General features: G+C 72.8%; 5 protein-coding genes. 1 reads left to right on the top strand and 4 read right to left on the bottom strand.

All coding sequences use genetic code 11. The features are described 5' to 3' along the window. Nucleotides 1–140: 140 nt before the first annotated feature. Complete coding sequence (locus tag ACLU3S_RS35910; RefSeq protein WP_413956166.1) at nucleotides 141–1,040, top strand: aminoglycoside phosphotransferase family protein; 900 nt, start codon at nucleotides 141–143, stop codon at nucleotides 1,038–1,040. Nucleotides 1,041–1,170: 130 nt separating this feature from the next. Here the strand turns inward: ACLU3S_RS35910 and ACLU3S_RS35905 are convergent, their stop codons facing one another. The 4 genes from ACLU3S_RS35905 to ACLU3S_RS35890 form a co-directional block, all read right to left on the bottom strand. Continuing rightward, nucleotides 1,171–2,874: a proline--tRNA ligase gene (locus ACLU3S_RS35905; RefSeq protein WP_413956165.1), complete on the bottom strand. Its 1,704-nt coding sequence runs from the start codon at nucleotides 2,872–2,874 to the stop codon at nucleotides 1,171–1,173. Between the two features lie 110 nt (nucleotides 2,875–2,984). After that, on the bottom strand, nucleotides 2,985–3,515 hold the full coding sequence (locus ACLU3S_RS35900) for a GNAT family N-acetyltransferase (RefSeq protein ID WP_413956164.1): 531 nt from the start codon (nucleotides 3,513–3,515) through the stop codon (nucleotides 2,985–2,987). Between the two features lie 20 nt (nucleotides 3,516–3,535). Continuing rightward, a complete protein-coding gene (locus tag ACLU3S_RS35895) occupies nucleotides 3,536–4,384 on the bottom strand; it encodes a GNAT family N-acetyltransferase (protein ID WP_413956163.1) in 849 nt (282 codons plus the stop codon). Between the two features lie 98 nt (nucleotides 4,385–4,482). Beyond that, the coding region (locus ACLU3S_RS35890) for a flavodoxin-dependent (E)-4-hydroxy-3-methylbut-2-enyl-diphosphate synthase (protein WP_413956162.1) at nucleotides 4,483–4,766 on the bottom strand (284 nt) is incomplete at its 5' end.

The raw sequence follows: 4,766 nt of genomic DNA, 5'->3' as shown, positions 1-4,766 counted from the left end.
GTAGCCTTCCCTGGGCTCGCCGAGCGGGCCACCGCGGTGACCGGTGCGGCGGGAGCGGCCGGCACGACCCCGCCGGCCTCCGCGTCGGCGACGCGTTGAACGCCGTACGGCAGGCTCGGGAGGAAGGGAACGACTCGCGCATGGCTTTCGAACCGCCGCAGCGCCTGGCGCGGGCGCTCGGTGAGACGGCACCGGCCGGGGACGACTGGCTGGCGCGGCTGCCCGAGACGGCCGAGCGGGCCGTCGCCCGGCGCGAGTTGACCGTCGAGCGGGTCCAGGTGCCGGGAGGCCGCAGCAGCCTGGTGGTGCTGGTGCGGCGGGCGGACGGCACCCCGGCGGTTCTGAAGCTGGCCCCGCCGCGCGCCCGCCCGGAGAGCGAGCGGGCGGCGCTGGCGCACTGGGGCGGCCTGGGCGCAGTACAGCTGCTGGAGGCCGATGCGGAGGAAGGAGTGCTGCTGCTGGAGCGGCTGCACCCGGACGTGTCGGTGCGGTCGCTGCCGGAGGCGCGCGCGCTGCTGGAGGCGGCGGGCACGCTGCGCCGGCTGTGGGTGGCGCCGCCGACCGGGCACGCCTTCGAGACCGTGGCGGAGCGCACCGGCCGGCAGGCGGAGGCGATGCGCACGGGCGCCGGCCGGTGGCCCGAGGTGGCGCCGCTGGTCGATGCGGCGCTCGGGGCCCGCGAGGAGCTGCTGGCGGCGCCGCCGGAGCACCGGCTGCTGCACGGCACCTTCCGGCAGAGCAAGGTGCTCGCCGGGGATCGGATGCCGTGGCTGGCGGTGGGCCCCGACCCGGTGGTCGGCGAGAGCGCGTTCGACCTGGCGCGGCTGGTGCGGGACCGGGTGGAGGACCTGATCGCCTCGCCGTCCGGCCCGTCGATCACCCGGCGCCGGATCAGGCGGCTCGCGGATTCCCTGGAGGTGGACCAGGAGCGGCTGCGCGGGTGGACGTTGTTCCGCGCGGCGGAGTCCGGGGTGCGGGCGCTTCGGGTGGGGCGGCCGAAGGACGGGGAGCTGCTGCTGGAGTTCGCCGGGTGGCTGTGAAGCGGCGCTGAAAAGCGGCTCTGAGAGCGGCCTGTGAAGCGGCTCTGAAAGTGGCTGTGAGGTGGCCGGGGAGCCCCGGAGCCCCCCGGAAACCTCATCCCAGGGGGGCTCCTTCTGCGGGCGTGCGCCCTTACGCGGTCAGGCGGGCGATCGCGTCCTCGACCGACAACTCCTCGCGCTCGCCGGTCCTGCGGTCCTTCAGCTCCAGCACGCCCTCGCCGGAGCGGCGCCCGGCGACCAGGATCTGCGGCACGCCGATCAGCTCGGCGTCGGTGAACTTCACGCCCGGGGAGACCCCGGCGCGGTCGTCCACCAGGACGCGCACGCCCGCGGCGGCCAGCTTCTCGGCGACGTCCAGGGCAAGCTCGGTCTGCAGGGCCTTGCCCGCGGCGACCACGTGCACGTCGGCCGGGGCGACCTCCTGGGGCCAGCACAGGCCCTGCTCGTCGGCGGTCTGCTCGGCGAGCGCGGCGACCGCGCGGGAGACGCCGATGCCGTAGGAGCCCATGGTGACGCGGACCGGCTTGCCGTTCTGGCCGAGCACGTCGAGCTTGAGGGCGTCGGTGTACTTGCGGCCCAGCTGGAAGATGTGGCCGATCTCGATGGCGCGGTCCAGCTTCAGGCCGGTGCCGCACTTCGGGCAGGGGTCGCCCTCCTGCACGACGACGACGTCCACGTACTCGTCGACCTCGAAGTCGCGGCCGGCGACGACGTTCCTGGCGTGCGTGTGCTCCTTGTTGGCGCCGGTGATCCAGGCGGTGCCGGGGGCCACGCGCGGGTCGGCGAGGTACGTCACCTTCTCGCCCAGGCCCTGCGGGCCGACGTAGCCGCGCACCAGGTCGGGGCGGCCGGCGAAGTCCGCCTCGGTGACCATCTCGACGGCGGCCGGGGCGAAATGCGCCTCGACCTTGCCCAGGTCGACCTCGCGGTCCCCGGGGACGCCCACGGCGACGATCTCGCCGTCCACCTTGATCAGCAGGTTCTTCAGCGTGGCGGAGGCGGGGACGCCGAGGGAGGCGGCCAGGGTCTCGATGGTCGGGGTGTCCGGGGTGGGGATCTCCTCCAGCGCGGGCACGTCCGAGCCGTCGACCGGCCGCAGCTCGTACGTGATCGCCTCCGTGTTGGCGGCGAAGTCGCAGTTCGGGCAGTCGGCGAAGGTGTCCTCGCCGGCCTCGGCGGGGGCGAGGAACTCCTCGGACTTGGAGCCGCCCATGGCGCCGGCGGTGGCGGCGCAGATGCGGTAGTCGAGGCCGAGGCGCTCGAAGATGCGCTGGTAGGCCTGGCGGTGCAGGGCGTAGGACTGGGCCAGGCCCTCGTCCGCCAGGTCGAAGGAGTACGAGTCCTTCATCTGGAACTCGCGGCCGCGCAGAATGCCCGCGCGGGGCCGGGCCTCGTCACGGAACTTGGTCTGGATCTGGTACAGGATGACCGGCAGGTCCTTGTAGGACGTGCACTGGTCCTTGACCAGGAGGGTGAAGATCTCCTCGTGGGTGGGGCCGAGGAGGTAGTCGCCGCCCTTGCGGTCCTTGAGGCGGAACAGCTCCTGGCCGTACTCGTTCCAGCGGCCGGTCGCCTCGTAGGGCTCGCGCGGCAGCAGGGCGGGGAGCAGCACCTCCTGGGCGCCGATGGCGTCCATCTCCTCACGGATGATCCGCTCCACGTTGGAGAAGACCTTCTTGCCGAGGGGCAGCCAGCTCCAGACACCGGCGGCGGTGCGGCGGACGTAGCCGGCGCGGACGAGGAGCTTGTGGCTGAGCACCTCGGCGTCCGCCGGGTCGTCGCGCAGCGTCTTCACCATCAACTGGGACATGCGCTGGACCGGTGCGTTCGCCATGGTTCTGGTACTCCTGCCGGATGAGGGTCCCCCGCTCGAGCGCGGCCGAGGCCGGGGGAGGGTGATGGCATAGGAGGTTAGCCGGGCGAGCTGTGCCGGTGGAAATCGGTTCAGCGCCTGCGCAGCGGCAGAGGGGCGCCCATGACGGCGTACGGCCGCGGTGCGCTCGGGAAGTGGACCCGGCGGGCGAGGTCGACGTAGCCGAGGGAGTGGTAGAGGCCGCGGGCCGGGCTGTCGGTGTCGATCGCCGACAGGATCGAGCGGGGTTCGGCGGCGGTGTCGGTGATCGTGGTGATCAGTCGCCGGCCGATGCCGCGGTTCTGGTGGTCGGGATGGACGTGCAGCTCCGTGATCACGAAGGAGTCGTCCAGCCAGAAGTCGTTGCCGCTCGCGCGGAGATAGGGCTCGACGACGGTCGACCACCAGTGGGTGCGGCTGTTCGGCATGCCATACACGAAGCCGACCAGACGCCCCTCGACGGTCGCGCCGAGGGCGCGCGCACCCTGGTACTGCATGTGACGCTGCACGATCTGGCGGCGCACGGCGACCTCGTCGGGGCCCAGCCCGAAGGCGACGGCTTGGACGGCGAGGGCCTCGTCGACATGGGCTACGAGGTCCAGGGGGCCGATCACGAGGTCCATGCGGGGAGCGTACAGGGCGTTCAGAACAGCACACTCATGAAGGCGCCCACCTCCCGGAACCCCACCTTGAGGTAGGTCCGCCGCGCCGCCGTGTTGAAGTCGTTGACGTACAGGCTCACCACCGGCGCCACGTCCGCGAGGGCGTAGCGCAGGACGGCGGCCATGCCCGGTGCCGCCAGTCCCCTGCCCCGGTACTCGGGGGCGACCCACACGCCCTGGATCTGGCAGGCCTGGTTCGTCGCCGCGCCGATCTCGGCCTTGAAGACGACCCTGCCGTCCGCGTCCATCCGGGCGAACGAGCGCCCGGCGCCGACGAGTTCGGCGACCCGGGCCTGGTACAGCAGGCCGCCGTCGCCGGTCAGCGGCGAGACGCCGACCTCCTCCGTGAACATCGCCACGCACGCCGGCATGATCGTCTCCAGCTCGTCCTTGCGGACGCGGCGGACGTAGGGGTCCGGGGCGATGTCGGCGGGCATGCGGTCGGTGACCATCAGCGGCTGGTGGGCGCGGACCTCGCGGGCGGGGCCCCAGTGCGGCTCCAGCAGGCGCCACAGCGCGGCGGTGGCCTCGGCGGGGCCGACGATGGAGGAGCAGCGGCGGCCGGCCCGGCGGGCGCGGTCGGCGAAGGCGCGGACGGCCCGCTCAGTGGCGCAGATGGGCACGAGGTTGGCGCCCGCGTAGCACAGGGACGTGAGCATGCCGTCCTCGTACCAGCCCCACATCTCGCCGCCCAGCCGCCACGGATCGAGGCCCGCCACCTGCACCCGGGCGGTCACGAAGGCGTTCGCCACCGGCTCGCGGCACAGGACGGCGAGTGCGGCGTCAAGGTCGCTCGGTTCGAGCACCCGTGAGCTGGTCTGGGTCAACACGTGCGGGGCCTCACCCTGGGGCTTCTGCTGGTCTCCGCACTGTACCTGGCGAATTCGTGTCGCGCCGCCTCCGTGGAGGCGGCGCGGAGGCTACCAGGTCAGCCCGTCACCGAGACCGAAGGCTCGCCGGAGGGGGTGCCGTTCTGCTCCATCTGCTCGGCCAGCTTCATGGCCTCCTCGATGAGGGTCTCCACGATCTTCGACTCGGGCACGGTCTTGATGACCTCGCCCTTGACGAAGATCTGGCCCTTGCCGTTGCCGGAGGCGACGCCGAGGTCGGCCTCGCGGGCCTCGCCGGGGCCGTTGACGACGCAGCCCATGACGGCGACGCGGAGCGGCACCTCCATGCCCGTCAGACCCGCGGTGACCTCTTCGGCGAGCT

The sequence above is a fragment of the Streptomyces sp. AF1A genome (assembly GCF_047340315.1).
Lineage (GTDB): Bacteria > Actinomycetota > Actinomycetes > Streptomycetales > Streptomycetaceae > Streptomyces.
The sequence above is the reverse complement of the archived record's forward strand: the minus strand, read 5'-3'. Positions and strand labels throughout refer to the sequence as shown.

Excerpts from the sequence above, each read along its gene's own strand:
- ACLU3S_RS35910 (WP_413956166.1), top strand. The coding sequence starts at position 141 with ATGGCTTTCGAACCGCCGCAGCGCCTGGCGCGGGCGCTCGGTGAGACG.
- ACLU3S_RS35905 (WP_413956165.1), bottom strand. The coding sequence starts at position 2,874 with ATGGCGAACGCACCGGTCCAGCGCATGTCCCAGTTGATGGTGAAGACG.
- ACLU3S_RS35900 (WP_413956164.1), bottom strand. The coding sequence starts at position 3,515 with ATGGACCTCGTGATCGGCCCCCTGGACCTCGTAGCCCATGTCGACGAG.